This is a genomic window from Qiania dongpingensis (genome assembly GCF_014337195.1).
Lineage (GTDB): Bacteria > Bacillota > Clostridia > Lachnospirales > Lachnospiraceae > Lientehia > Lientehia dongpingensis.
The window spans coordinates 854296-877191 of sequence record NZ_CP060634.1 but is presented as its reverse complement, the minus strand read 5'-3'; the positions used below and the strand labels follow the sequence as shown (position 1 = coordinate 877191).

General features: G+C 48.8%; 24 protein-coding genes. 22 read left to right on the top strand and 2 right to left on the bottom strand.

The window, feature by feature from the left end:
• The first annotated feature begins 16 nt into the window (after window positions 1–16).
• Entirely contained in the window at window positions 17–598 is a 582-nt protein-coding gene (locus H9Q78_RS04080; RefSeq protein WP_249303731.1) for a DUF6434 domain-containing protein, read from the top strand.
• A gap of 170 nt (window positions 599–768) precedes the next feature.
• Here the strand turns inward: H9Q78_RS04080 and H9Q78_RS04075 are convergent, their stop codons facing one another.
• Window positions 769–972 (bottom strand): cold-shock protein, encoded by a 204-nt coding sequence (locus tag H9Q78_RS04075; RefSeq protein ID WP_147596995.1) that lies wholly within the window; start codon window positions 970–972, stop codon window positions 769–771.
• A gap of 389 nt (window positions 973–1361) precedes the next feature.
• Between H9Q78_RS04075 and H9Q78_RS04070 the strand changes: the two genes are divergently transcribed.
• From H9Q78_RS04070 to H9Q78_RS03975, 20 genes are all read left to right on the top strand, one after another.
• Complete coding sequence (locus H9Q78_RS04070; protein ID WP_249304729.1) at window positions 1362–3782, top strand: PAS domain-containing hybrid sensor histidine kinase/response regulator; 2421 nt, start codon at window positions 1362–1364, stop codon at window positions 3780–3782.
• 24 nt (window positions 3783–3806) lie between these two features.
• On the top strand, window positions 3807–4562 hold the full coding sequence (locus H9Q78_RS04065) for an alpha/beta fold hydrolase (RefSeq protein WP_249303730.1): 756 nt from the start codon (window positions 3807–3809) through the stop codon (window positions 4560–4562).
• Window positions 4563–4934: 372 nt separating this feature from the next.
• A complete protein-coding gene (locus H9Q78_RS04060; protein WP_249303729.1) occupies window positions 4935–5156 on the top strand; it encodes a hypothetical protein in 222 nt (73 codons plus the stop codon).
• A 294-nt stretch (window positions 5157–5450) separates the two neighbouring features.
• Complete coding sequence (locus tag H9Q78_RS04055) at window positions 5451–5918, top strand: VOC family protein (protein ID WP_249303727.1); 468 nt, start codon at window positions 5451–5453, stop codon at window positions 5916–5918.
• A 41-nt stretch (window positions 5919–5959) separates the two neighbouring features.
• Window positions 5960–6394 carry a DUF3788 domain-containing protein gene (locus tag H9Q78_RS04050; protein WP_249303726.1) on the top strand — a complete coding sequence of 145 codons (435 nt, stop codon included), beginning with the start codon at window positions 5960–5962 and terminating at the stop codon, window positions 6392–6394.
• 15 nt (window positions 6395–6409) lie between these two features.
• Window positions 6410–6655 carry a helix-hairpin-helix domain-containing protein gene (locus tag H9Q78_RS04045; protein WP_249303725.1) on the top strand — a complete coding sequence of 82 codons (246 nt, stop codon included), beginning with the start codon at window positions 6410–6412 and terminating at the stop codon, window positions 6653–6655.
• 23 nt (window positions 6656–6678) lie between these two features.
• The gene (locus H9Q78_RS04040; protein ID WP_249304728.1) at window positions 6679–7236 is read left to right on the top strand and encodes a DUF3795 domain-containing protein; all 558 of its coding nucleotides are present in this window, start codon (window positions 6679–6681) and stop codon (window positions 7234–7236) included.
• 160 nt (window positions 7237–7396) lie between these two features.
• Window positions 7397–9514: a sensor domain-containing phosphodiesterase gene (locus H9Q78_RS04035; RefSeq protein WP_249303724.1), complete on the top strand. Its 2118-nt coding sequence runs from the start codon at window positions 7397–7399 to the stop codon at window positions 9512–9514.
• A gap of 730 nt (window positions 9515–10244) precedes the next feature.
• Window positions 10245–10388 carry a hypothetical protein gene (locus H9Q78_RS04030; protein ID WP_249303723.1) on the top strand — a complete coding sequence of 48 codons (144 nt, stop codon included), beginning with the start codon at window positions 10245–10247 and terminating at the stop codon, window positions 10386–10388.
• 13 nt (window positions 10389–10401) lie between these two features.
• Complete coding sequence (locus H9Q78_RS04025) at window positions 10402–10578, top strand: hypothetical protein (protein ID WP_249303722.1); 177 nt, start codon at window positions 10402–10404, stop codon at window positions 10576–10578.
• A gap of 123 nt (window positions 10579–10701) precedes the next feature.
• A complete protein-coding gene (locus H9Q78_RS04020; RefSeq protein WP_249303721.1) occupies window positions 10702–11916 on the top strand; it encodes an MFS transporter in 1215 nt (404 codons plus the stop codon).
• Between the two features lie 103 nt (window positions 11917–12019).
• Window positions 12020–12589, top strand: coding sequence for a uracil-DNA glycosylase (locus H9Q78_RS04015; RefSeq protein ID WP_249303720.1), 570 nt, complete (start codon window positions 12020–12022; stop codon window positions 12587–12589).
• A gap of 100 nt (window positions 12590–12689) precedes the next feature.
• On the top strand, window positions 12690–13229 hold the full coding sequence (locus tag H9Q78_RS04010; protein ID WP_249303719.1) for a rubrerythrin family protein: 540 nt from the start codon (window positions 12690–12692) through the stop codon (window positions 13227–13229).
• A gap of 114 nt (window positions 13230–13343) precedes the next feature.
• Window positions 13344–14258: a cation diffusion facilitator family transporter gene (locus H9Q78_RS04005; RefSeq protein WP_249303718.1), complete on the top strand. Its 915-nt coding sequence runs from the start codon at window positions 13344–13346 to the stop codon at window positions 14256–14258.
• 186 nt (window positions 14259–14444) lie between these two features.
• On the top strand, window positions 14445–15488 hold the full coding sequence (locus H9Q78_RS04000; protein ID WP_249303717.1) for a C40 family peptidase: 1044 nt from the start codon (window positions 14445–14447) through the stop codon (window positions 15486–15488).
• Between the two features lie 103 nt (window positions 15489–15591).
• Window positions 15592–16221, top strand: a complete 630-nt coding sequence (nth, locus tag H9Q78_RS03995) for an endonuclease III (RefSeq protein ID WP_249303716.1) — start codon at window positions 15592–15594, stop codon at window positions 16219–16221.
• An 86-nt stretch (window positions 16222–16307) separates the two neighbouring features.
• A complete protein-coding gene (locus tag H9Q78_RS03990; protein WP_249303715.1) occupies window positions 16308–17582 on the top strand; it encodes a cation:proton antiporter in 1275 nt (424 codons plus the stop codon).
• A gap of 118 nt (window positions 17583–17700) precedes the next feature.
• The gene (locus H9Q78_RS03985) at window positions 17701–18726 is read left to right on the top strand and encodes a branched-chain amino acid aminotransferase (protein WP_249303713.1); all 1026 of its coding nucleotides are present in this window, start codon (window positions 17701–17703) and stop codon (window positions 18724–18726) included.
• Between the two features lie 68 nt (window positions 18727–18794).
• The gene (locus H9Q78_RS03980) at window positions 18795–18995 is read left to right on the top strand and encodes a DUF1858 domain-containing protein (protein ID WP_249303712.1); all 201 of its coding nucleotides are present in this window, start codon (window positions 18795–18797) and stop codon (window positions 18993–18995) included.
• 35 nt (window positions 18996–19030) lie between these two features.
• Window positions 19031–21733, top strand: coding sequence for an ATP-binding protein (locus tag H9Q78_RS03975; protein ID WP_249303711.1), 2703 nt, complete (start codon window positions 19031–19033; stop codon window positions 21731–21733).
• A 192-nt stretch (window positions 21734–21925) separates the two neighbouring features.
• On the opposite strand, the gene H9Q78_RS03970 is transcribed toward H9Q78_RS03975, so the two are convergent.
• Window positions 21926–22162, bottom strand: a complete 237-nt coding sequence (locus H9Q78_RS03970; protein WP_249303710.1) for a hypothetical protein — start codon at window positions 22160–22162, stop codon at window positions 21926–21928.
• 240 nt (window positions 22163–22402) lie between these two features.
• Here H9Q78_RS03970 and ilvN point away from each other — a divergent pair, with 240 nt between their 5' ends.
• Window positions 22403–22888 (top strand): acetolactate synthase small subunit, encoded by a 486-nt coding sequence (ilvN, locus tag H9Q78_RS03965; protein WP_249303709.1) that lies wholly within the window; start codon window positions 22403–22405, stop codon window positions 22886–22888.
• Window positions 22889–22896: the final 8 nt, after the last annotated feature.

Here is a 22896-nt window from a genome sequence, read left to right as displayed (position 1 = left end):
AGAAAGGGCGAAGAAGATGACAGACCGTTTTGAATGGAAGGACGATCTGGATGGAGAGAGCTTCCGCAGCTATTATCACCGGAAGGAAGAGCTTGTGGAATTTTGCAGGAGAAATGGGCTGTCTGCCTCAGGCGGGAAAGTTGAGATAACGGACCGGATTGCCCATTTTCTGGACACCGGCGAGATTCTGAAGCCGGCGGCGGTATCCCGGAAAAAGACAATTGACGGTGAGATCACAGATGAGAGGAAGGTGGAATCTGACTTTGTGTGCTCGGAGAAGCATCGGGCATTTTTTAAGGAACGTATAGGAAACAGTTTTACCTTTAATGTTGCTTTTCAGAGGTGGCTGAAGGAAAATTCGGGAAAGACCTATCGCCAGGCGACAGAGGCTTATTATCGGATAATGGGAGAAAAGAAAGCAAAGACAAAGGTAAAAACGGAGATTGGCAGTCAGTTTGAATACAATACTTATATCCGAGATTTTTTCGAGGATAATAAAGGAAGGTCTTTAAAAGATGCGATCCTGTGCTGGAACAATAAAAAAAACAGGCGAGGCCATAACCGGTATGAAAAGTCTGATCTGGATATCCTGCTCTGATGACGTAAAGGAAGCAACATGAATACAGAAACCATTGAGATTAACGGAGGTGGTTCCATACGCCGGAGCAGCTCGCGGTACTGGAAGTATGGACAAAGAATCCTATAAAAAATGCCGTGCATTTTAAATGCACGGCAGATTTCTTTCAAGTCTGTAGTAAGAGACTGCGATTATGCAGCGCAGACATTAACTGCCTGTGTGCCGCGGTTTCCCTGGGTTGTGTCAAATGTGACCTTCTGTCCGTCCTCCAATGACTTAAAACCGTCTGATACGATTCCGGAAAAATGTACGAATACATCCTCGCCAGTTGCGTCATTCGTAATAAAACCATATCCTTTTTCGCTGTTGAACCATTTTACTGTACCGTTATTCATGTTGGTACCTCCTATATTTTATTGCATTTTTAAAAGAAAAAAATCACATATTTTTGTAAATCATTAACAGAACAATGACTTACAAAAATATGTGAATCAATATCTTATTAAAAAATACATTCTTACCATATCACATCATTGAGAGAAAAGCAAGTAAAAAAGGAAAAAATTATTTTTTATATTATCCAGACCACTCAGAGGCGGCAGTTTCCTAAGCTCTGCTTAAAACACGTCTTTTGACATTGGAATCAATAGTAATACTCCTGCATTTGTGATAAAATAAACGTAATATATCCGGAGCTGTCCTGCTTTGAGAAGGATACGCTGTGGAAAATGGTACGAGAAGGATGCACTGGGGCAATGGATTGCCGGGATGGAGAGGAAGAGCCATGTTTGCTGACGATTTGGCGAATTTACTGGATGCGTTGACGGAGATGAGTATCTATGTGATTGAGGAGAATAGCCACCGGTTGTTGTATTTTAACCGGCGCTGTCAGGAGACGGGGCGAGGAAAGGCTGTGCTGGGCGCCAGGTGCCATGAGGTTTGGCCTGAAGTGTGTGCCAATTGTCCTCTCGGCGGTTTGGGAGACGCCTCGTCCTGCCATATCGTCTGCTATGATTCCATGCTTAAAATCACGGTTGACGTCACTGCCAGCCGAATCGTGTGGGACGGGCATATTCAGGCCGTTGTGATAACGGCTGCTCCTCACAGGCTGAATTTTGAGGAGGAACAGGGAACGAAAAAAATTGAACAGATGTACGCGAAGAGTCTGGTGACCGTTTTCGATGAATGTATCATTGCCAATCTGACCGCCGACTACTATGTCAACTGCCAGAAAGATATGATGTGGACCGATATTCCGGAACAGGGCAGTTTCGCTGCGGAAAATCAGAACTATGCGGAAAAGGCTGTCCATCCGGAAGATTTGGAGATTTTTAATGAATCATTTTCCAGGGAAGCGATGCTGCGGATATTTCAAAGCGGGAAAAAGCAGGTATCCAAAAGGCTGCGTCGGATGACTAACGACGGCACCTATCATATGGTGGAATTTACCGCGGCCAGGATCGAGCAGGCGGAGACAGAGGAGTGCTGGTGTGTTCTGGTCTTCCGCGATATTCAGGAGGAATACCTGCTGGAACAGAAACGGAGTCTGGAAATCAGCCAATTGGCCACAGCGGCCAGACGAGCGTACCAGATGCTGATCGCGGTCAACCTGACCCAGAATACCTATCGAATGCTTGAATATGAGCGATTTCCAGTCAAAAATCCAGGCAGCGGCGGAAGCTTTGACGATCTCATCATCCATGAATATTCCACGGTTCGGCCAGACCATCAGGAAGAATTTATCCGGAAATTTTCAAGGAAATCTCTAATGGAAGCTTTTTCTGGGGGAGAGCGCATTATAACCATGAAGGTTCCGCACATGGGAGAGGATGGGATCTATCACTGGAATTTCACTCAAGTAGTGCGGGTAGAGAGCCCATATACCGATGATCTGATAGAGATTACTTTATCCAGGAATATCGACGAGGAACGGCGGATGCAGGAGGAGGCGCTGGAGAAAGAACGACGTGCGAAGCAGCTCCTTGAAGACGCACTTCAAAAAGCAGAAAGAGCCAATCAGGCGAAGAGCGATTTTTTGTCCAGGATGAGTCACGATATTCGGACTCCGATGAATGCAATCATCGGAATGACAGAGCTGGCACAGCTTTACGTGGGAGATGAAACCCGGCTGCGGGATTACCTGGATAAGATAGCAGACTCAGGGGCACATCTTCTCAGCCTTATCAACGAGGTTTTGGATGTCAGTAAGATCGAGAGCGGGGCCGTGGAGCTGGCAGATACAGAATTTAACCTGCGGGATCTGGTGTGGGACGCCGCGGAGATGGTGCGGCTGTCCATTGAAAAAAAGCATCAGCTGTTTACAGTCAAGCTGGACGATGGACTCCACGAGCGAGTATCTGGTGATATGAGACGGCTGAAGCAGGTACTGGTCAATATCCTGGAGAATGCCTCCAAGTATACAGGAGAAGGCGGAAGAATTATTCTGTCTTTGGAAGAGCTGGAAAAGAGGGAAATGCAAGTTGGTACTTATCGGCTCACGGTTGAGGATACTGGAATCGGAATGAAGCCAGAATATTTGGAGCATATCTTTGAACCGTTCAGCCGGGCCGACGACAGCCGTATCAGCAAGACAGTGGGAACCGGGCTTGGGATGACCATTGTAAAGAACCTTGTCACGATGATGGGGGGCGATATCCAGGTAGAGAGTGAGTACGAAAAAGGCTCACGATTTATCGTCACTCTTCGGCTCATTAAATGTGATAAAGCTGCAGTGCCGAGGCCGGCGGAAAAAGTGGATATGGAAGAGGATTTCCGGGGGATCCGGGCCCTGTTGGTGGAAGACAACGAGCTCAACCGGCAGATCGCGGCAGAAATGCTTAAATTGATGGGGGTACAGACGGAGACGGCGGAAGACGGAAGAAAAGCGGTGGAAGCAGTGTGTACCCATCCTCCGTTTTATTATGACATCATATTTATGGATATTCAGATGCCGGTCCTGAACGGATATGAGGCGACAAAAGAAATACGAAAATCAGGAATGGAACGGATCGAAGAGCTTCCGATCATTGCCATGACGGCAGACGCATTTGCAGAGGATGTCAGGCTTTCACGCTTATCCGGCATGAATGGGCATCTGGCGAAGCCGATTTCCATGGAACAGCTTAAGAATATTCTTTCTGACTGTCTTATCTGGAGAAAGCAAAACCAAAAGGGCGCGGGCAGGCTGGAAGGCCTTGCTCCATAATTTGGATTTGAAAGGAGGCAGAAAATGTCATATTTTGGGTATCAGGGTAAAAAAATATATTATAAAGAATACGGGGAAGGAAAGCCGGTGGTATTTCTGCATGGCAATACGGCGTCATCCAGAATGTTTGAACCTCTGTGTCAGCTCTACGAAGAGGGAATGAAGATAATTCTCATAGATTTTCTGGGGCATGGAAGATCAGACCGGCTGGATGAATTTCCGGTGGATTTATGGCAGGAGGAGGCGAGGCAGACGATTGCTCTGCTGGAACATCTGCACTGTGGAAAGGCCGGTCTTGTGGGAACCAGCGGCGGCGCCTGGGCGGCGGTTAATGCGGCGCTTGAACGCCCTGATTTGATGGACCGTGTGGCGGCGGACAGCTTCGACGGCAGGAGGCTTGCGGAAGGGTTTGCGGCCAGTCTCATGGATGAGCGGAAAGCCGCAAAAAAGGACGCGCAGGCTCTTTGGTTTTATGAGTGGTGCCAGGGGACGGATTGGGAACGGGTAGTGGATATGGATACCAGGGCACTGGTGCGGTGCGCGGAAGAAGAGAGCCCCTTATTCTGCAGGCCCATCGGGGAGCTTCAGGTACCTCTGTTTCTGCTTGGAAGCAGAGAAGACAATATGATCCGGAAGGATTTTGAAAAGGAGTACGAGGAAATAGCAAAAGAGACGGGAGCAAAGATTCGCATATTCGAAACGGGAGGTCATCCGGCTATTTATTCCAATGCGGAAAAAGCCGCTGAGGAGATTCGGCGATTTATGCTGGAGGATAATTAAGGTATACCTTTGAATACCTTTTAAACAATCTTTCTTTGTCTGAATTTGCAGGACAGGAGGAAATCCAATTCCATCCAGGCGGCTCGCTGGCAGCCGTAACCAGAATCTTTACGGCCTCCAGTCGGTCCTTTCCAACTGCCATGGATAAACCTTAATTTTTCCATGGCAGATTCCAATAAAAACCTGCATGAGATTCGGTTTTTACCTCCCTGCGGCCGGCGAGATTCTGCTAACGCCTTTGCAGCGCTCACCTTACGATGAAATCGGATCGTTTCTCCTGCTTTTTCTTCCGCACCGAAATAAGCTCTTATTTGTTGTAAAAACCATTGGGGCGGCCCACCGTAGCCCGCAGCCTTCAGGCGCGCGGGCCGTGTGGATATCCAATCCTTTTCTGGAATCAAGGGAACCGAGATTATCCGAAAAGGTGCGGCGGGCAGGACACCGGCGGAAAGATTCCGGGCCGGCCTAAAGGTGAGCGCTGCAGGGCAGAGGCCGGTGTTCCCCAGGCGGAGGGAGGCAGAAACGAAAAATACCGATTCCGTTTCTGAGCGAACCGGAGACGGGAAATCATCCGGATTTCCCGCCGACATGTGAGCGGTACTCCCGGAGCGGGGATAAAGCGGTCCCTGCATCGCCAGTGAACCGAAATCGTGACGGTCCGGAACTTCTGCCGGTGATAAACCGATGCTTAATCAAAATAAATAAAAATGATTCCAGAAAGTATTTTATATCATACCCTATGGCATCCCTTAATTCACGCCCTCCGGTCAGGAGCACTTCGTGCGGCAAGGTACAATATGCCATACAGTTGTCATGTTAGTTATGTTATACTCTAGAGGAAAAGCGCTGCCGACGGGGCTTTTCTAAAATTTGAGCTGGAGGTTTATCATGAAGTTTAAAAATCCTATGTTGATCGTTACAGATATGGAGAAGTCCGCCGCGTTTTATAAAAAGGTGCTGGGGCTGCATGTGATTCTGGACTTTGGTTCAAATATCACGCTGACAGGAGGCGTTTGCCTGCAGACAAGGGAAAGCTGGCTGGAATTTATCCATAAAGGGGAAAATGACATTATTCTGGGAAGCAATGACTCGGAGCTTTACTTTGAGGAAGATGATTTCGACGGATTTCTTGCAAAACTGGATTCCATGGAGGAGATTCATTATGTACATCCGGCGTGTGAACACAGCTGGGGGCAGAGAGCGGTTCGGATTTATGACCCGGATATGCATATCATTGAGATAGGGGAAAATATAAAAATGGTCTGCCGCCGTTTTTTGGAGAGTGGGCTTACGGAAGAAGAGACAGCGAAGAGAATGGACGTTCCGATGAAATTTGTCCGCGGCTGCAGGAAATAATGGCGGGAACCATTGGAGTCAGACAGAAGGGAGAGCACAATATGGAGTGGAATCAGATATATGGTCCGGACAGCCAGCCTGACATGTGCCAGATAACAAATTATATACAGACGCCTCTCTGGAAAGAGCTGTGCGGACACCTGGAGGACAGTTACGGCGTATCTCCAAAGATTGAATACAGCCGCTGTTCCGGAAAGCCTGGGTGGAATGTGAAGTATAAAAAGAGCGGGAAGGCTCTCTGCACCCTGTATCCGGAAGAGGGCTTTTTTACCTGCATGGTCTCCATCGGCAGGAAAGAGGCTCCGGAGGCAGAGCTTCTGCTTACAGCATGTACTTCTTATGTAAAAGATTTATATGCAGGTGCAAACCCATTTAACGGAAGCCGGTGGCTGATGATAGAGGTAAAAGATTTACAGACCCTGTCAGATGTAAAGACTCTGATAGGGACCCGTTGCAAGACAATAAAAAAGGACTGACAGCGAGGTGAGAATGTGGGTGAGCTGAGAAAGATTCCGGGTGTGGGAAAAGAAACGGAAAAAGATCTTCAGATGCTTGGTTATTTTACAGTGGAATCACTTAAGGATGAAGATCCTGAGGCTATATATGAAAAGGAGTGTCTGCTGAGGGGGTGTCATATTGACCGGTGCCAGCTTTACGTATACCGGTGTGCAGTATACTATGCTTCTAATGAAGAGCATGATCCGGAAAAGCTTAAATGGTGGAACTGGAAGGATTGACAGAAGTTTTGGAGGAATGTCCGTTGAAGGATTTTAAGAGAGAGGACCTGAGCTTTTCATTGTGCGGCCTTAACTGCAGGCTCTGCCCCATGTTTCTGTACCATTATTGTCCCGGGTGCGGCGGAGGGGAAGGAAACCAGGCGTGTGGGGCTGCAAAGTGCAGTCTGCAGCACGGAAAGCTGGAGTATTGTCATCTGTGCGGGGAGTTTCCATGTGAAAGGTATGACAGGATAGATGAGTATGATTCCTTTATAACCCATAGGAACCGGCGGAAGGATATGGAACGTTTTCAGAAAATAGGATCGGAAGCATACCATTCCGAACAGGTGCAGAAAGCGGAGATTCTGTCGTTTCTGCTGAAAAATTATAATGATGGACGCCGCAAAAGCTTTTTTTGCCTGGCGGTCAATCTGCTGGATCTGGAGGATATAAAGGATGTAATGATACGGCTGACAGAGGCGGAAGGACCAGATGTCCGGTGTATGAAACAAAAAGCGGTTCAGGCAGCAGAGCTGTTTCAGGATATGGCAAAACAGCGGAATCTTGTATTAAAACTGAATAAAAAGCCTAAAGGAAGATAGCCGTGGTATCGGACATGTTCTGTCCTTGATTATCCATGTCAAAAAGTATATACTTAGAGAATATAATAAGAATGTCTCAATGGATGTGATGCAGAAGACCGGAGTGTGAATGACAGGATAACGCTGCGTCAGGAAAAACTGTTGAGCAAGAGGTACGGACATGGAGACGGATATCAATGAAATCAATTCTCTTATTCTGGATGAAACAGAGAACATGATATACATATCGGAACCGGAGACCTATGAAATTGTCTATCTGAACAGGTCTGCCAGAAAAAACTTCGGGATAACAGGAGAGGAATGGAAGGGGCAGCCGTGCTATAAGCTGTTTCAGGACCGGGAGACACCGTGTCCTTTTTGCACAAATGCGACTCTTAAGAAAGACAATTTTTATGTATGGAAGCATTATAATAAGCTTTTGGGGCGGCATTACCGTCTATATGACAAGCTCGTAGAGTTCGGCGGAAGGAAACTGAGACTGGAGATCTGTGCGGATGTGACAGAGGCAGAGGCTGTGGCGAGAAATCTGGAGCTTCAATTGTCCATTGAAGAAACTTTGGTGAAGTGCATTCATACGCTGTCGGATAATCTGGATATGGGAAAAGCAATCAATGAACTGCTTCGCATTATCGGAGAGTTTTACGGGGCAGACAGATCCTGCTTATTTGAATATGACAGAAAGAGGCAGATCCTATCCAATACCTACGAGTGGTGCAGAGACGGTGTGCCGTCAGAGATTGATGATCTCCAGAAGCTCCCTCTCCGCGAGGCTGAGCCGTGGCAGGGACTGTTCAGAGAAAAAGGTGAGTTTTATATCGGCCCTGGCTCTAAATGGAAGAAGGATTATCCCGTGGAGTATCAGCTGCTTGAATCGCAGGGGATAAAGAGCATGATGGCTGTACCGCTCCAGATAGGGGAGAAAAATACCGGATTCATCGGTGTAGAGAATCCATCCTGGGGAACTGAACTTTCTGGGCTGCTTAAATCGGTATCATATTTCATTCAAAACGATATATCAAAGCGAAAAATGATTGAACGGTTCCGGGAACAGGGACATGTGGATTCCCTGACAGGGATTGGAAACCGGAACCGCTATATGGAGGTTGTCGGACGTCTGCAGAAGGAGTGCCCGGATTCTCTGGGAGTTGTGTTCATTGATATTAACGACTTGAAGCTGGCAAATGACAGCTATGGGCATGAATATGGGGACAGGATGATCCAAAATGTGGCATATGGGCTGAAGACCATATTTTCTGAGCATGCATATCGAATCGGCGGCGATGAATTCGTCGCGTTGTCTGTAAACGGCAGCAGGGAAGAATTTGATGAGAAGGTACGGAAGCTTCTTCAGTATAAGGAGGAGAAAGGAATCTGTGACTTTTCAATGGGTTCCAACTTTATTGAGGGAGATGTGGACGCAGAGGTTCAGATTGCGAAAAGCGATTACATGATGTATTCTGAAAAACAACTTTACTACAGCAGGCCGGAAGGCTGTAAGAGTATACATCATAAAGCCATCGGCAGAGAAATGAGAAGAGAGATCGAGCAGAATAGCTTTCAGGTGTATCTGCAGCCGCAGTTCAGACTGAAAGACGGCGTTCTTCACAGTGCGGAGGCGCTGGTGAGGAAGAAAGACCCTGACGGAGGGATTATTTTTCCTGATAAATTTATTTCTCTGTACGAAGCGGAGCGGGTCATCCAGCATCTGGATATGTATGTGTTCGAGGAAGCCTGCCGGATTCTGGCAGCCTGGAGAGAGGCGGGGTATTCCTGCGTTCCCATATCCATAAACTTTTCCCGCATCAGCCTGATGGGGGTGAATGTAGTGAAGAAGCTGGCAGATATCCGGGACCGCTATCAGATTAAACCGGAACTTCTGGCAATTGAGACGACAGAGAGCATAAATAAGATAAACGCCCATGTTTTGCGACAGCTGATGCGCGAATTTGCAGAACATGATTTTCGCTTTGTACTGGATGACTTTGGCTCTGAGAACTCTAACCTGGCTATTTTTACGAACATGAATTTTGCTGAACTCAAGCTTGACCGGAGCCTGATCAAAAATATTGATAAAAATGAGACAGCCTGTCTGGTGGTGGAACATATGATCGCTATGTGCAAAAGTATCGGGAATGTAACATGTGTGGCAGAAGGAATCGAGACAGAACGTCAGCTGGAGCTTTTGAAACAGTATTCCTGTGACACTGGACAGGGCTATTTGTTTTCTAAGCCTCTTCCGGAACCGGAATTCCGGGAAAAATATTTAAAAAAGTTGTAAAAAGACTTGTCTGACGGCGAAAGATTTGTTATAGTGACTACATTGTAGAAAAGGAGGTGGCTTGATGTCGTCTATGCGTTTAAGATAATGGACAATGAATGGATACTCTCATATCATGGGGGATTTTTGTTGTACTTATTTTGCGGATAGGCGAGTCAGGCTGCTTATGTTTTAGCTATGGGCGAAAGACTTTGTTTCCGGACGGCGGATGGAGAGGTATATTCTATTTGAATATATATTTCTGATAATCGTAAAAATAAGCAGGCAGACGATCTCAAATGATGAGGTCGTCTATTTTTATATACCTTGCCGCACGAAGTGCGCCTGCCCGAAGGGCGTGAATTAAGGGATACCCTTGGGTATACCTTTGAATACTTTTAAAACAAATTTGTCTTATGAATCAGATGAGACAGGAGGAAATCCGATCCCATCCAGGCGGCTCGCTGGCAGCCGTAACCAGAATTTTTACGGCCTCCAGTCGGTCCTTTCCAACTGACATGGATAAATCGATATTTTTCCATGTCAGATTCCAACAAAAATCCGCATGATATGCGATTTTTGCCTCCCTGCGTCCGGGAAAATTCTGCCAACGCCTTTGCGGCGCTCGCCTTACGATGGGATCGAATCATTCCCCCTGCTCCTCTTTCCGCACCGACATAAGGCTTCCGCGTGTTTTAAAAACCATTGGAGCGGTCCACCGCAGCCCGCTGCCATAAGGCGCGCGGGCCGTGTGGATATCCAATCCTTTTCTGGAATCAAGGGAACCGAGATTATCCGAAAAGGTGCGGCGGGTAGGACACCGGCAGAAAGATTCCGGGCTGGCCTAAAGGTGAGCGCCGCAGGGCGGAGGCCGGTGTTCCCCAGGCAGAGGTAGGCAGAAACGAAAAATGCCGATTCCGTTTCTGAGCGAACCGGAGACAGGAAATCATCAGGATTACCTGTCGACATGTGAGCGGTACTGCCGGAGCGGGGATAAAGCGGCCCCTGCATCGCCAGCGAACCGAAATCGTGACGGCCCGGAACTTCTGCCGGTGATAAACGGATGCTTAATCAAAATTAATTAAAAATGATTCCAAAAAGTATTTTATATCATACCCAAGGGTATCCCTTAATACACGCCCTCCGGGCAGGCGCACTTCGTGCGGCAAGGTATAATAACAATTTTTCTACATGACCATAGGAGAAATATGATGTTGCAAAACAGAGGATGGAAAAAGACATTTTTTATCATTGCATTTGGGCAGGCGGTTTCCCTGATCGGAAGCTCAGCAGTCCAATTTGCATTGATCTGGTGGCTGGCAGAGAGGACCTCTTCGCCTGTCATGATGGGGCTGGCGGGGATCGTAGCGTTCCTTCCAATGACGTTTTTGAGCCCCTTTGCGGGAGTGGCCGCGGACCGCTATAATCGAAAAGCCATAAGTATCATATCGGATATGTCCATGGGAATACTGGCTCTTTTGTACGCGGCGGTGCTTTATTTTATGGACATTCCCATATGGACCGTACTGGCAGTCTTATGTGCGCGGGGCGTTGGAAATACCTTTCAGCAGCCGGCTATACAATCCATAATCCCGCAGCTGGTGCCGTCCGAACAGCTGATAAAGGCAAACGGCTGGACCCAGCTCATGACCTCGGGTTCATTTATCCTGGGGCCTGTGATCGGGGCAGCTTTGTATGCCGCAGCGCCGATGTATGTGATCTTGCTCACAGATGTGATCGGAGCGGCATTTGCCAGCGGAGCGCTGGCACTCGTCAAAGTGCCGAGGCTCCAGCATAAAGAAACGGAAAAGGCGGGCTTCCTGACACAATTCAAGGAAGGGATAGGAGTATACCGGGGGGACAGGAAACTGTTCATGCTGGTAACAGCACAGGCTCTGTGCATGTTCTTCTTTGCGCCGCTGTCTACCTTTTATCCTCTGATGACGAGCAGCTTTTTTAAGCTGTCCGCTTTCCACGGAAGCGTTGTGGAGATGGGTTTTGCGGCGGGGATGATGGTGACGGCGCTGTTGTTTGGAAGTGTGCTGAAGGTCAAACATAAGATTGGAGTATCCTATGCCGGGCTGTTTGGTATAGGAATTACTTCTGCAGTATGCGGGCTCGTTCCTCCGGTTTTCACCGGATGGATTATATTTACCGTGACGTGTTCCTTTATGGGTGCATTCGGGAATGTGCATACCATACCGATGACGGCATATATGCAGGAGACCATAGCGCCGGAAAAAATGGGGAGAGCGTTCTCTCTGCTCGGACTGATTGGGTCTTTGGCCATGCCGGCCGGCCTTTTGGTGGGAAGCCCGATAGCAGAAAAGATAGGGGTACACGCCTGGTTCTTCATTTCAGGCGTGGGGATACTTTTGATCACAGGAGTAATCGTTGGCATCAACTGGATCCGCCGGCTTTGAACCTAAATCGCCAAATCCGTAATTTTGTGCTATACTTTTCCTGTGTATCAATGTACACAGGATTCAAGTAAAACAGATATTCACAAAAGAGGAAAGATAGATTATGTATAGCTATGAAGAACTAAAACATTTTGTGGAGCATTGTTCGCGGTGCCCGCTGTCCGCCACCAGAAACAAATCTGTAATGGGAAGAGGAAATTTCCATTCTTCCGTTATGTTTATTGCGGAGGCTCCCGGATATCAGGAGGACAGGGACGGAATTCCGTTTACAGGCCCCTCAGGAAAAATATTTGATGAGCTTTTGGCCTCAGTAGGGATGGGACGGGATGAAATTTATCTGACCAATGTGGTGAAGTGCCATCCTCCCAGGAACCGGGATCCAGAACCGGATGAGCAGGAGGCATGTATTCCCTATTTAAAATATGAAACGCTTTTGATACGGCCGAAGGTTATTGTCTGCCTGGGCAGGATCGCAGCGCAGAGGATCATCCGCCCGGACTTTCGGATCACCAGAGAACACGGACAGTTTCTTTACCGGAAAAATACCTGGCTGACAGCCGTGTATCATCCGTCCGCGATTTTAAGGGATGATACGAAAATGGCAGAGACGAAAGAGGATTTTAAAGCGATTCGAGAAAAGCTCTGTACGGAAAGAATTTTTGAAAGAATCTGATTTGAACGACAGTATCTTTTGTGATTTTGAAACAGATTGCCGGCACATATATCGGAGAGGCCGAATACAATTTTTATAAAACGAATTTTTGGTGCGTTCCATGGGCTTTAAAGACTGTACGACGTACGAGAATCTTAAGAAAGCGTATGAAGGAGAACTGAAGGCCAGCGCAAAATACCGGATATTTGGAAGAAAAGCCAGAAAAGACGGTTATCAGCAGATAGGAAATATTTTTGAGGAAACTTCATGGAATGAAATGGCCCATGCGGAAATATGGCTGAAGCTGCTGGAGGGAGGGAAGATCCCCGATACTCTGGAAAACCTGGAAAATTCCTGCAGAGGAGAGAGCCGGGAATGGCGCAGTATGTATCTGAAATTTGCCGTCACGGCGGAAGAAGAGGGATATTCAGATATTGCCAGGCTGTTTCGGGAGGTGGCAGAAATCGAAAGGCACCATGACTATCGGTTTGATGGACTGGCCGAGAATATAAGAGATAATGAGGCGTTCTGTAAACGAAAGGACGCGGTATGGGTGTGCCTAAACTGCGGATATATCCATTATGGAGCGTGTGCGCCGGAGATCTGTCCCGTATGCGGATGCCCGAAGGGCTGTTATCAGATAAACTGTGAAAATTATTGAAATTGAGCAGGTGAACAGCAGCATCTGTGGGACAGTGGTTTATTTCAATTGTTCCATAGGTGCTTTTTATTATTTCAGGGGTTGGTTCATTGGTCAGGAATGGAGGGAATCGATATGATTCATGAAGAAGATTCCAAGGATAAAAAGATAGCCGTACGAGTATCCGTTATCAGCATCGCAGTGAACTTGATTTTATCAGTATTTAAACTGATTGCGGGAATTGCAGCATATTCCGGGGCTATGATCTCCGACGCGGTACATTCGGCATCCGATGTTTTCAGCACGGTGATTGTCATAATCGGTATATCCGTATCCAGAAAAAAATCAGATAAGGAACATCCATATGGTCACGAACGTCTGGAATGTGTAGCCTCGGTCATTTTGGCCGTGATCTTGTTCGCCACCGGCGCCGGCATTGGAATCAGAGGGATACAAAAGATCGTGTCCGGAAGTGCAGAAGCTATGCGGATACCCGGCATGCTGGCGCTGACAGCCGCAGTGTTGTCCGTAGTGGTGAAGGAATGGATGTATTGGTATACGAGGTCTGCCGCGAAGAAGATTAATTCCGGGGCGCTGATGGCAGACGCCTGGCACCATCGTTCAGACGCTCTTTCTTCCATTGGTTCCTTTGCCGGAATTTTAGGAGCTCGGATGGGATTCCCGGTGATGGATCCGCTGGCCAGCGTAATTATTTGTGTATTCATCCTTAAGGCGGCTTTGAACATCTTTAGAGATGCCGTCAATAAAATGGTTGATAAGTCATGTGACGAGGCGACAGTCCAGAGTATGAGGAACGTAGCCTTAAACAGCCAGGGAGTCGTGGAAATAGACGACATCCGCACCCGAATGTTTGGGGCAAAGGCATACGTTGACATAGAGATAGCCGCGGATGAGAATCTGACTCTGAAGGATTCCCATGAAATCGCGGAAAGCGTTCATGGCTCCATTGAAAGACAGTTTCCGGAGGTGAAACACTGCATGGTGCATGTAAATCCCATTTCCGTAGAGGAGAAGACACAGTACAGTTAGATATGACAGGAACAGACTTCCTTTTTTCTATTGGGTGAATAGGCTGGGGAGAGGACAGATCGCAGCGCGCTAAGCTTCAGGACTTAGGAATATCGGGATGTTTCAGGAGTCTTCTTGTGCTGCGCGGCAAATTGTGTTACCATAGTCGGAGAGACAAAAAAAGATATCGGACGGTGGAATGACAGGATGAGAAAGAGAACAGGATTTGCGATGATTCTTCTTGCGGCGCTGCTTGTGGGAGCAGCTCTGCCGGCAAGGGCGGAAACTGGATACTGCGCGGCATTTGACAAGTTTTTGGTGTCGGCCGGCGAGTGTGTGAACGTGAGAACAGAGCCGAAGATGGACGCGGAGATTATCGCAGAGGTTTATCCGGGACAGATATTGGAATGTAACCAGGTGACGGAAGGAGAAGCAGAGAACGAGTCGGGGACAAAGCTCTGGTGCCAGATCAGCCTGCCGGAAGGAACGGCCGGGTATGTTAAATATGATTATTTCCTCCACGGTGATGCGCTGCAGGAATATTTGATGGCCACCGGAAGAGTATATGCGGATATCGGGCAGGATACCAGGGCCGCGGTCTATGCCACTACGGAGATGCGGTATGGACAGGAACAGGAGGGCCCCACCGGCTCTCTCTGGAATGTGGCATCGGTCTGGGACGGACTTTTGGAGTTGGATGGTCTGGGATTTGTAAGGGGAGAAGACTGCCGGCTTACAGTCGTTACGGAAGAAGAAAAGGCTGCCAGGGAAGCCGCAGGCCTGGCGGAAGACGCGCCGGATTTCATGACACAGCTGGCGGAACAGAATGAAATTGACAGAATGGAGCATCCGGAACTGTTTTCTCTTTGGTCTGCCGTCACTCCGGAGACGACGGGGCTTCGGGCGGCGGTGGTGGCTAAAGCCCAGAGTCACGCAGGCCTTTCCTATGTTTGGGGCGGGACAGATTTGGGAAGCGGTGTTGACTGCTCCGGCCTTACCATGAGCGTATATGCGGAATTTGGCGTATCCATAGGCCGGACCACCCGTCAGCAGGCGGCCGGAGGACGAGAAGTGGCGGCAGCCGATATGCAGCCTGGCGATCTGGCTTTTTATGCCGATGAAAATGGTATGATCTACCATGTGGTGATGTATGTGGGCGGGGGCATGTGTGTGCACGCCCGGGATGAGGCCCACGGGGTGGTAATCGAACCGATTCCCGGAAATTATTGTAAGGTTGTCTCATATATTTAGATATAGACATCTGTCGGAACCGGACCGGGACAGGCTTGCCGCCTGCCCCGGTTTTATGGTTGCGGAAGGGTAAGCAGAATGTACAAAAGAAAGGAAAACGAAAATGACAGAAAAGGAAAAGCTTCAGAAGATCTTGGATAAGCTGGATGAGATTTATGGAGTGGAAAAACAGAATTTTTTTCACAGCGAGCCGTGGCAGCTTCTTCTGGCCATCATGCTGAGCGCACAGAGCACGGACAAGCAGGTAGACGAGGCGATACCGGCTTTTTTTGAACGATTTAATACGGTGGAGGCCATGGCAGATGCGCCGGTGGAGGAAATCGAGCGTTATATCCAGTCGGTGGGGCTTTATAAAAATAAGGCGAAAAATATCAAGAAATGCTGCGGTCAGCTGGTGGAGCAGTACGGGGGAGCGGTGCCGGATACCATGGAGGAGCTTTTAAAGCTGGCGGGCGTAGGGCGGAAGACCGCCAATCTGTTTTTATCGGATGCCTATGGAATTCCAGGCGTTACGGTGGATACCCATGTGTTCCGAATCTCCAGACGCCTGGGCTGGGCAGAGGGAAAGACGTCGGAGACAGTGGAAAAAGAACTGAAGGAACGTCTTCCCAAGGAGCATTGGATACGGATCAACTTCCAGCTCATCTATCATGGGCGGGCCGTTTGTACCGCCAGGAAGGCACGCTGTGCCGAGTGCCCTTTGGAAGAATGGTGTGCCAAAAAAGGCGTGTAGTTTAATTTACTTGATTTTTTCTGATTCTGCGCTATAATTTGCAATGGACAAATTGAGAAGAGCAGAAAAAGAAAAGAGGAAAAAGTATGGAACAACTATTCAGTCTTAGCATCGCCCTGCTGGCAGGGCTCTTGATGTCACGTGCCGCGAAAGTTTTTAAGCTGCCGGCCGTGACCGCATATTTAGTCGCCGGTATTCTGGTGGGCCCTTATGTATTGGGACAGCTCGGAATCACAGGTCTTGGTTTCCTTTCGACGGAACACGTAAAACAGTATTCTATTTTCAGCGATGTTGCCCTAGGCTTCATTGCGTTTGATATCGGAAATGAATTCCGCCTGTCTCAGCTTAAGAAGATTGGGAAGCAGGCGGCGGTGATCGCTTTTACCCAGGCGTTGGCGGCTACGGTGCTGGTGGATGCCGTTATGATCGGGCTCCATTTCCTGATGCCTTCTGTGATCAGCCTGCCCATGGCCCTGGTCCTGGGGGCCATAGCCACGGCCACGGCACCGGCTGCCACGCTGATGGTGGTCCGTCAGTATAAAGCAAAGGGCCCGCTGACTAAGCTCCTGCTGCCGATCGTGGCCCTGGATGACGCCATAGGGCTTGTGGTGTTCGCTGTTTCATCCGGCGTGGCGAGGGCGCTTGGCAGCGGCACTGTGGATATCATGTCAGTGCTGGTAGAACCCCTTTTGGAGGTGGTCCTGTCCCTGCTCCTGGGTTCACTCATGGGAGGGCTCCTGACCATTGCGGAACGCTATTTTGAATCCAACAGCAAACGTCTTTCCATTGTCATCACCTTTGTGATCTTCACGGTGGCTCTGTCCATGATGAAATTCAATGTGGGCGGGATCGAGATAGGCTTTTCGTCCCTGTTAGTCTGTATGATGCTTGGAACGATCTTCTGCAATATCTGTGATTTTTCGGAGGATATGATGGCCAGGGCGGATAAGTGGACAGCGCCTCTCTTTATCCTGTTCTTCGTCTTGAGCGGGGCGGAGCTGGAGCTTGGCGTGTTCCAGAACGTGGCCATCGTCGGCATCGGCATTGCCTATATCATCGCCCGCTCCGGCGGAAAATGCCTGGGAGCCTTGGGCGGAGCAAAATGGATGAAGTGTGATAGAAATATCTGCAAATACCTGGGTATTACGCTGCTTCCGCAGGCAGGAGTGGCCCTGGGGATGTCCATGAGCGTGACTCAGACCATGGGTGAGACCGGACGCCTGATTCGGAATATCACCCTGTTTTCTGTGCTGATCTATGAACTGGCAGGACCTATGATGACGAAGATCGCCCTGATGAAGGCCGGAGAGATATCACCGAGGCCTGAGATCATTAAACATCCCAATCAGGAGGAGGCCTGACGGTCTTTGCAGAAAATCTGGCAGAACGAAAATTCTTGTGGAAAATCTCGATGAGGTGAGTTATAATAACCCATAAGAAAAATTGATACGCTGATAGACAGCAGAATGGAGAATTGTGATGGAAAAGAAAAACATTGACTGGGGCAATCTTGGATTTGCCTACATGGAGACTGACAAGAGATATGTTTCCAATTACAAGAACGGTAAATGGGATGAGGGCGCTCTGATTTCCGATGCTGCCGTGACCATTAGCGAATGCGCCTGCGTCCTTCAGTATGCACAGACCTGCTTTGAGGGATTGAAGGCATATACGACGGAGGACGGCCATATTGTAACGTTCCGCCCTGATCTGAATGCGGAGCGCATGGTGTCTTCCGCGAAGCGTCTGGAGATGCCTGTTTTCCCGAAAGAGCGTTTTGTCGACGCGGTAGCAAAGGTAGTGGAAGCCAATGAAGCATATGTTCCTCCCTTTGGTTCCGGAGCGACTCTGTATCTGCGCCCGTATATGTTTGGAAGCAATGCCGTGATCGGTGTAAAGCCTGCGGATGAATTCCAGTTCCGTATCTTCTGCACCCCGGTGGGCCCTTATTTCAAGGGCGGTGTGAAGCCCCTGACTATCCGTGTCAGCGATTTTGACCGTGCAGCTCCTTGTGGAACAGGAGATATCAAGGCAGGCTTAAACTATGCAATGAGCTTACATGCAATCGTATCCGCCCATCAGGAAGGATACGACGAAAATATGTACTTAGACCCGAAGACCAGGACGAAGGTGGAGGAGACCGGCGGCGCGAACTTCCTGTTTGTGACGAAGGACAATAAGGTGGTCACGCCTAAGTCCGACAGTATCCTGCCTTCCATCACCCGCCGTTCCCTGATATATGTGGCGAAAGAATATCTGGGCCTGGAAGTGGAAGAGAGAGAAGTATTTTTCGATGAGGTAAAGGATTTTGCAGAGTGCGGCCTGTGCGGTACGGCCGCTGTCATTTCGCCGGTCGGAAAGATCGTGGATCACGGAAAGGAAATCTGCCTGCCCAGCGGCATGACGGAAATGGGGACTGTAACAAAGAAGCTTTACGATACGCTGACCGGTATTCAGATGGGGCGCATAGAAGCCCCGGAGGGATGGATAAAGGTCATCAAATAAAAAGAATAAAAACGGCAGGAGGCTGTGCCAGAGTTCTGGTACAGCCTTTTCTGGAATGGGGGAGAATAATGATTGAAAAAAATATGCTGATCAGTGAACTATTGGAAAAGGATGAGAGGGCGGCCGCTATCCTGGCCCAGGCCGGCATGCACTGTATTGGATGCGCTGCCGCCGGCGGAGAGACGATTGAAGAGGCGGCTCTGGAACATGGACTGGATCCGGTCCTGCTGGTGCGAAAGCTGAATCTGTATTTGAACCGTCAGGTATGATCGTAAGCCCTTATGGCAGGGAGAGGGGGTATTCAATGTCCGTGTTTACGAAAGAATCGCAGATAAACGGCCATGCAGATGCAGCAGTGATCGTGGTGCGAAAAGAAGACAATCGTATCCTCTTTTGCAGCGAAGCGGCTAAGTCACTTGTGCCGGAGGCCGGGGCGGGAAAGCTTTATGGCGGTCTTTTTGGGAAAGATGTGGAAACTCACACAGCTTCCATAGAGTGGGGAGAAGAAAAGACTCCGGCGTATGTGGTCACCGCTGTGCCCGGCAAAAAAGGCGTCATGAAGGACCGGCAGATGGTCATGGATATGACAATGGATGCCCTGCTTGGGAAAGCCTTTGATGAGATCGTCTATATGAATCTTACCAGAGATAAGATTGTAATGGTTAGGGAGAGCGGGATGTATGAGGCCGCAAGACAACAGAGCCGGGAAGGCTTTGAAAAGGAATTCCTGCGAACGCTTCATTCGGATGACCGGGACGGGTTTGCGCGTCATTTCGGACGGGAGAATCTGATCCGGGAGTTTTCCGCGGAGGACGCCGGCCCTGTTTACAGGGAGGGACGCCGCATAGGAAAGGATGGACAGTATCATTGGATATCCATGCAGGCGCTTCCGATGACGGAGGATGAGAGCGGGGACAGGATGACTGTTTTTTTGCTGTCCACCATCGATAAAAGGAAAACCTTGGAACAGGAGACCAGAATGATGACAAACAGTATGGTCTCTTTGTTCGGAGAACTGCTTCTTGTGGATATGAAAACGGGAAAATTTATTGCCAGGAAATCGGATGAGGCGATGAATTCCCTGGAGGAGCAGGAAGATTTTGCCCAGTTTAACCGAATGTATGGGGAACGTTTGGTCCATCCGGATAACCGGAAAAAATTTTTTGAGATGTTTACAATCCCAAACATGCGAAAGCAGATTGAAGAAGGGAAGAGGCAGCTGAATATGGAGCTTCGCCGACGGAATTCAGAAGGGGAATACCGCTGGTGTGAGCTCATCGGAATCGTCATGGATAACGATTTGAGCGGCGATTATAAGGTGTTTCTGACCTTCCGGGATATTGATGAGCTTAGGAAAGCACAGAGAGAGAAGAAAAATGCCGATACCCGGTTTGTCGCCGCGGTCAACAGCTTTTACGATACCATATATGAGGCGGAGCTTAATTCCGGTTATTTTCGGTTCTGGAAACAGACAGATGATATCCTATACGACAAAAGGGCCAGCGTCAACCTGGAAAAGCATGTGGAATGGTGCATCAATACGAAAATCCATCCGGATTATAAAGCGGCATATAAAGAGAAACTGGACATTCCCAGCATAAAGAAGGCATTTGAGTGCGGGGAAAAGAAAGAACTCAGCCTGGAGGTGCCGGAGCTATGTGCCGACGGCAAGTACCGCTGGTTTTCCGTTCAGGTCCAGCTTCTGTACCGGGATGAAGACGAGATCCGGATCATGGTCTATGTGAAGAACATCGATGACGCCAGAAAAGAAGAGGAAAGAAAAAACGAGGAGCTGAGAGAGGCTTTAAATCTTGCCAATCAGGCGAGCGTGGCGAAATCGGAGTTTCTATCCAGGATGTCTCACGATATACGAAGCCCCATGAATGCCATTCTGGGTATGACGGCCATTGCGGCGGAAAACTTAGAGAAGCCGGATAAGATTGCAGACTGTCTGGAAAAAATCGGGGTGTCGGCAAAATTTCTGCTGTCCCTTATCAATGATGTGCTGGATATGTCCCGGATAGAAAACGGCAAAATGGAGCTGGACCTGAAGCCGTTTGATCTGAATGGGCTGCTTGAACAGCTCACGGTGATCTGCGAGGAGCAGAGTAAGAGAAAAGAGCAGGAATTTACCGTGGAAGTCTCGCCGGATGTGGGACGCCGGTATATGGGAGATTCTCTGCGTATCCAGCAGGTCCTCATGAACCTGCTTGGAAATTCCATGAAGTATACTAAAGAAAGAGGACATATTTCTCTGCGCATTGACAGGGCCTCGGCAGAGGCAGGGCGGGAAAAGCTTGTGTTCTGTGTAAAAGACGACGGCATCGGCATGTCGAAAGAATTTAGGGAGCGTCTGTTTGAGCCGTTTGAACAGGAACATCTGGAGGGCGGACGAGTCTTTGAGGGGAGCGGGCTGGGGCTTTCCATCACCCAGAATCTGGTGCGCCTGATGAATGGGCAGATTTCTGTGGAAAGTGAGAAAGATAAAGGGAGCTGCTTTATTGTAACGGTTCCGTTGGAACGGATGGAGGATGAGACAGGAGAAATGCCTGCGCGGAAGAACAGGCCGGAACCGGAAGCCAAAGTGGATTTTTCCGGAAAACGGGTTCTTTTGGTGGAGGACAATGAGTTGAATATGGAGATTGCCAAAAGTCTTCTTGAGATGAAGAATCTGCTGGTTGAAAGTGCCTGGAACGGTGCAGAGGCCGTTTCTGTGTTCGAGCATGCACAGCCGGGATATTTCCATGCAGTCCTGATGGATATCCGGATGCCGGTGATGAGCGGCCTGGAGGCCGCCAGCCGTATTCGCAGCCTTGACCGGGCGGACGCACAGACCATACCGATAATCGCCATGACGGCCAACGCTTTCTGGCAGGAGGCGAAAAAGGCGGAGGAAGCCGGGATAAACGGTTATCTCACAAAGCCGGTGGAGCCGGAGGTGCTGTACCGCACGCTCGAAAAAGCATTGTCGGGAAAAAGGCTGATCCAGCCGAGAAAAGAGGAGTAGCCGGCGTGTAAACGCCGGCTGAGTATGAAAAAGACAATCTATATAAATGGTAGTTGTTGTTTGGCGAAGCTGATAACGGTCGCGCGCGTCTTATTTGTTATCAACTTCTTTTGATGATTCAAGTATAGCAAGCAAATGTGACTAGAATTTGTATGGATTCTAAAAAAAACGTGAAGATTATTAGGGATTTCTTTAATTTCCCTTAGAGCTTAAAGGATTCCCGCCGTTCTCCCAAAACGGGTTGTTATCGGGCACGGGTTTGTTCGCTCCGTCATAGTCGGAGTATTGGCGGATTTCCGCGTCAGAGCCGTCTGTGGTGGGGAGTCCTTTTTCGGCGGCATCTCTTTTGGCGTAAGCTCCGTTGGAGCGTTCACCGGACACATTCTGCGGGCCAGGCCGTCCGGGCTGCCGGTCTTTCTGATCTTCCATATTCATCCCTCTCTTTCCTTATCTGGTTTTAGTATGGGAAGAATTCCGGGAAATATACAGGAACTGGTATACAGGAAATATGCGCGTTGAGAATAAAAGCCATAACTAATAGATATAGAATTAGCAGTGAAATATAACAAAAAAAGGGGAACATCGATTGAAATTCATGAAACGGTATGCTATTATGGGAATAATCAATTGGAAATGACCATTGAAAAAGTTTCGTAAAGGAGGATGCGCATGAGCAAAGCAGTATTCTCACTGTTGGTTGACAACACGTCCGGCGTGCTGAGCAGGATATCCGGGCTTTTCAGCCGGAGAGGATATAATATTGACAGCCTGACGGTCGGTGTTACGGAGAATCCGGTATATTCCAGGATGACGGTAGTGGCCACCGGCGATGACGAGATCCTGGAGCAGATTCACAGACAGCTGGAGAAGCTGGTGGATGTGATCGATATTAAGAAGCTGGAATCCCATACCACCGCGGTATGCAGAGAATTGGTCCTGATGAAGGTGGGCGTGGAGCCGGAGGAGAGAGAGCAGGTGCTCGCGATCGTCAATATTTTCCGGGCGAAGATTGTCGACGTGTCGGAGGACTCCATGATTGTTGAGCTGACAGGGAGCCAGTCAAAGGTAGACGCGTTCATCCGCCTGATCAATGGCTTCACCATCAGGGAAATGGCCAGGACAGGCATTACGGGCCTTGGCAGGGGTTCCGTATAACCATGAGT

What these genes read in the sequence shown, in the direction of transcription:
- H9Q78_RS04080 (WP_249303731.1), top strand. Translation starts at nt 17, where the DNA reads ATGACAGACCGTTTTGAATGGAAGGACGATCTGGATGGAGAGAGCTTC.
- H9Q78_RS04070 (WP_249304729.1), top strand. Translation starts at nt 1,362, where the DNA reads ATGTTTGCTGACGATTTGGCGAATTTACTGGATGCGTTGACGGAGATG.
- H9Q78_RS04075 (WP_147596995.1), bottom strand. Translation starts at nt 972, where the DNA reads ATGAATAACGGTACAGTAAAATGGTTCAACAGCGAAAAAGGATATGGT.
- ilvN (WP_249303709.1), top strand. Translation starts at nt 22,403, where the DNA reads ATGAGCAAAGCAGTATTCTCACTGTTGGTTGACAACACGTCCGGCGTG.
- H9Q78_RS03970 (WP_249303710.1), bottom strand. Translation starts at nt 22,162, where the DNA reads ATGGAAGATCAGAAAGACCGGCAGCCCGGACGGCCTGGCCCGCAGAAT.
- nth (WP_249303716.1), top strand. Translation starts at nt 15,592, where the DNA reads ATGACAGAAAAGGAAAAGCTTCAGAAGATCTTGGATAAGCTGGATGAG.
- H9Q78_RS04015 (WP_249303720.1), top strand. Translation starts at nt 12,020, where the DNA reads ATGTATAGCTATGAAGAACTAAAACATTTTGTGGAGCATTGTTCGCGG.
- H9Q78_RS03985 (WP_249303713.1), top strand. Translation starts at nt 17,701, where the DNA reads ATGGAAAAGAAAAACATTGACTGGGGCAATCTTGGATTTGCCTACATG.
- H9Q78_RS04055 (WP_249303727.1), top strand. Translation starts at nt 5,451, where the DNA reads ATGAAGTTTAAAAATCCTATGTTGATCGTTACAGATATGGAGAAGTCC.
- H9Q78_RS03990 (WP_249303715.1), top strand. Translation starts at nt 16,308, where the DNA reads ATGGAACAACTATTCAGTCTTAGCATCGCCCTGCTGGCAGGGCTCTTG.
- H9Q78_RS04010 (WP_249303719.1), top strand. Translation starts at nt 12,690, where the DNA reads ATGGGCTTTAAAGACTGTACGACGTACGAGAATCTTAAGAAAGCGTAT.
- H9Q78_RS04050 (WP_249303726.1), top strand. Translation starts at nt 5,960, where the DNA reads ATGGAGTGGAATCAGATATATGGTCCGGACAGCCAGCCTGACATGTGC.
- H9Q78_RS04000 (WP_249303717.1), top strand. Translation starts at nt 14,445, where the DNA reads ATGAGAAAGAGAACAGGATTTGCGATGATTCTTCTTGCGGCGCTGCTT.
- H9Q78_RS04005 (WP_249303718.1), top strand. Translation starts at nt 13,344, where the DNA reads ATGATTCATGAAGAAGATTCCAAGGATAAAAAGATAGCCGTACGAGTA.
- H9Q78_RS04035 (WP_249303724.1), top strand. Translation starts at nt 7,397, where the DNA reads ATGGAGACGGATATCAATGAAATCAATTCTCTTATTCTGGATGAAACA.
- H9Q78_RS04020 (WP_249303721.1), top strand. Translation starts at nt 10,702, where the DNA reads ATGATGTTGCAAAACAGAGGATGGAAAAAGACATTTTTTATCATTGCA.
- H9Q78_RS03980 (WP_249303712.1), top strand. Translation starts at nt 18,795, where the DNA reads ATGATTGAAAAAAATATGCTGATCAGTGAACTATTGGAAAAGGATGAG.
- H9Q78_RS03975 (WP_249303711.1), top strand. Translation starts at nt 19,031, where the DNA reads ATGTCCGTGTTTACGAAAGAATCGCAGATAAACGGCCATGCAGATGCA.
- H9Q78_RS04065 (WP_249303730.1), top strand. Translation starts at nt 3,807, where the DNA reads ATGTCATATTTTGGGTATCAGGGTAAAAAAATATATTATAAAGAATAC.
- H9Q78_RS04025 (WP_249303722.1), top strand. Translation starts at nt 10,402, where the DNA reads ATGCCGATTCCGTTTCTGAGCGAACCGGAGACAGGAAATCATCAGGAT.